The sequence below is a fragment of the Streptomyces sp. NPDC050564 genome (assembly GCF_044457265.1).
In the GTDB taxonomy this organism is placed as follows: domain Bacteria; phylum Actinomycetota; class Actinomycetes; order Streptomycetales; family Streptomycetaceae; genus Streptomyces.
In genome coordinates this window covers 1-3,923 of sequence record NZ_JBITGS010000106.1, presented here as the reverse complement: position 1 = coordinate 3,923, position 3,923 = coordinate 1, and the positions used below count along the sequence as shown (strand labels likewise).

The 3,923-nt window shown below is 72.5% G+C and carries 1 protein-coding gene; it reads right to left on the bottom strand.

From position 1 onward, the window contains the following. A partial coding sequence (locus ACIBK0_RS51760; protein ID WP_399097507.1) for a type I polyketide synthase occupies positions 1-3,923 on the bottom strand: 3,923 nt, incomplete at both ends.

The window sequence follows — 3,923 nt, the reverse complement described above, 5'->3', positions numbered from 1 at the left end:
GCCACCGACACCACCACCCGATCCGGCACCCCACCCGCCTCGACCAGACCCAACAGCTCATCCAGCCCCGCCACTTCGACGGCAGCCTCGACAGCGGGGACCGTGGCGGTCGACGGCAGCGGTCGCCACTCGACCCGGAGCAGTTCCCCGTCGGCCGCGCCACCCGCGGCGTTCAGCGCCGCTTCCATGAGCCGCTCGAGTGTGATGGGCCGGGCCCGCAGCGCCTCGACTCCGCCGACCGACGTGCCCGTCTCGTTGGCCAGTTCGACGCGGTACTCGTCGGTGCCGAGCACGCCGAGCCGCACGCGCAGGCGCGTGGCGTCGGCTGCGTCCAGGCGTACACCACTCCACGAGAACGGCAGTCGCACGTGTCCCGCGTCGTCCTGACCGCTGATCACCAAGGGGTGAAGAGCGGCGTCCAGCAGGGCAGGGTGCAGCCCGAAGCCCATGGGGCCGGTGCCGTGACCGAGCGAGACCTCGGCGTACAGGTCGTCGCCGACCCGCCACAGGCCGTCGAGGGCCTGAAAGACGGGGCCGTACTCGTAGCCGCGCTCGGCCAGGCGGTCGTACATACCGGTGAGGTCCACCGGCTCGGCGCCCGGCGGGGGCCACGCGCCCACGGCCCAGTCGGCCGGGACCGCGTGCTCGCCGTCGTCCTGGGCGACGACATGCCCGGTGGCGTGACGCACCCACTCCTGATCGTCCCGCGCACGGGCGTACACGACGACCGGGCGCCGGTCGTCCTCGGGGGCGCCCACCGACACCTGCACCTGGACACCGCCGTCGTCGGGCACCACCAAGGGCGCCTCGAGCGTGAGTTCCTCGACGGCGGAGCACCCGACACGGGCTCCGGCGACGGCCGCGAGTTCGACGAGGGAGGCGCCGGGCAGCAGGACGGCTCCGGCCACGGCGTGGTCGGCCAGCCACGGGTGGGTGGACAGGGACACGAGGCCGCTGAGCACTGCCCCCAGGTCGCCACCCAGGTCCACCGCCGCTTCCAGAAGCGGATGGCCCGTACGCTGCAGGCCGGCGGCGGCGACGTCACCGGACGCAGCCGGCACATCCAACCAGTGGCGGTCGCGCTGGAACGCGTACGTCGGCAGTTCGATCCGGGTGCGCGGCCGGCCGTCGGCGGACAGCAATGCCGGCCAGGCGACGGCGTGACCGCCGCAGTACAGCTCGGCCGCGGACCGCAGGAACTGGCCGATGCCGCCCGCGCCCCGCCTGAGCGACCCGACGACCAGGGCCTCGACGCCCACGGCTGACACGGTCTCCTCCACCCCGTACGTCAGCACCGGGTGCCCGCTGCTTTCCAGGAAGGCCCCGAAACCGTCCCGCACCAGGGCGCGTACCGCCTGCTCGAACTGCACGGGCCGACGCAGATTCTCGTACCAGTACGAGCCGTCCATGAGGGTCGTGTCGTCGAGGAGTTCCCCGGTGAGCGTGGAGTAGAACGGCACGCGTCCCTGACGGGGAGTGATGTCGGCGAGCTCGGTGAGGAGGGAGTCGTGCAGCTCCTCCATGTGCGGTGAGTGCGACGCGTAGTCGACGGGCACCCGCCGCACCCGTACCTCTCGTGCCTCGCCCTCGGCCACGAGAGCGTCCAGGGCGGCCGCGGCACCCGACACAACAGTCGAAGCGGGGCCGTTGACGGCCGCTATGTGCAGGTCGTCGGCCACCTGGGCGATCAGTTCCCGGGTCTGGTCGGGCGGGAGACCCACCGACGCCATGCCACCGTCTCCCGCGATCCTGGCGATGGCGCGCGAGCGCAGGGCCACGACCTTGGCGGCGTCGTGGAGGTCGAGCACTCCCGCTACGCAGGCCGCCGCGATCTCGCCCTGTGAGTGGCCCACCACGGCCGCCGGTACGACGCCGAGGGACTCCCACACCGCCGCGAGGGACACCATCACCGCCCACATCACGGGCTGAATGACGTCGACCCGGGCCAGCTTCTCCTCGTCCGTGAGGACGTCGGCCAGCGACCAGTCGACGTGCGGGGCCAGAGCCCGCTCGCACTCGGCGAGACGCCGCGCGAACACCGGTGACACGGCGCTGAGTTCGGCGCCCATACCGGCCCACTGCCAGCCCTGGCCGGGGAAGACGAACGCCACCCTGTCCACCGCTGACCGCGACGCGGCACCCACGGTCACCCGGGGATGCGCCCGCCCGGCGTCGAGTGCGGCCAGGGCGTCCAACAGGTCCTGCCGGTCGCGCCCGGCCACGACCGCCCGGTGGTCGAACACCGCCCGGCCGTCGGCCAGGCTGAACCCGGCGTCGAGGAGGTCGAGCCCGGAGGTACGGGAGAGGTGGTCGTGAAGGCGCCGGGCCTGGGCGCGCAGGGCGTCGGCCGAGCGGGCCGAGAGAACCCAGGGCACGAGTGCCGCTTCCGGGGCAACGACCTGCGGTGCGCCGCCGGGCACGTCCACCGGCGGCTCCGCGGCGGCGGGTGCCTCCTCAAGGATGACGTGGGCATTGGTGCCGCTGATACCGAAGGACGAGACGGCGGCGCGTCGAGGCCGCTCACCCGGCTCCCACGGCACCTCGTCCGTCAGGAGGCGCACGGCGCCCGCCTCCCAGTCCACGTGCGGGGTGGGCGCGTCGACATGGAGGGTCCTGGGCAGCAGGCCGTGGCGCAGCGCCATCGTCATCTTGATGACGCTCCCGACGCCGGCGGCGGCCTGTGTGTGCCCGATGTTGGACTTGAGGGAGCCGAGCCAGAGCGGTTGGTCGTCGGGGCGGTCCTTGCCATAGGTGGCCAGCAGCGCCTGCGCCTCGATGGGGTCGCCGAGGCGGGTGCCGGTGCCGTGTGCTTCTACCGCATCGATTTCGGCGGGGGTGAGTCGGGCGTCGGTCAGGGCGTTGTTGATGACACGTTCCTGGGCGGGCCCGTTGGGGGCGGTCAGCCCGTTGGAGGCGCCGTCCTGGTTGACGGCAGTACCGCGCACGACGGCCAGCACCCGGTGCCCGCGGCGGCGCGCCTCGGACAACCGCTCCACCAGCAGCAGCCCGACGCCCTCGGCCCAGGCCGCCCCGTCCGCCGAAGCAGCGAAGGACTTGCAGCGCCCGTCGGGGGACATACCGCGCTGACGGGAGAACTCGATGAAGGTGTTGGGGGTGGCCATCACCGTCACACCGCCGGCGAGGGCCATGTCGCACTCACCGCGACGCAGCGACTGCACCGCCAGATGCAGAGCGACCAGCGACGACGAGCATGCCGTGTCCACCGTCAGCGCCGGCCCCTCAAGACCGAAGGAGTACGCCAGACGGCCCGAGGCCACACTGCCCGCGCTCCCCGTGCCCAGGTAGCCCTCCAGCTCGTCCGGCACCCGGCGCACACGCGAGGCGTAGTCGTTGTACATGACGCCCGTGTACACGCCGGTCCGGGAGCCCCGCATCGTTGCCGGGTCGATCCCGGCGTTCTCGAAGGCCTCCCACGCGGTCTCCAGGAGCAGCCGCTGCTGCGGATCCGTGGCGAGGGCCTCGCGCGGACTCAGCCCGAAGAACTCCGCGTCGAACTGAGCCGCGTCGTAGAGGAACCCACCCGCCTTCGCGTACGACGTCCCGACCGACTCGGGGTCCGGATCGTAGAGAGATTCCAGGTCCCAGCCGCGGTCGGTGGGGAAGTCACCGATGGCGTCCGCGCCACCGGCCACCAGGTCCCACAGTCCCTCGGCGTCGGTTACCCCGCCCGGGTAGCGGCATGCGATGCCCACCACGGCGATCGGATCGTCGTCGACGGTCACGTTCGACCGCGGCGAGATGTCCGCGGCGTCGTCACCGGGTCCACCGAACAGTTCGCCTTCCATACGGCCGGCAATGGCCTGGGGCGTCGGGTGGTCGAAGACGAGTGAGGCGGGCAGGCGCAGGCCGGTGGCGGCGTTGAGCCGGTTGCGCAGCTCGACGGCGGTCAGTGAGTCGAAGCC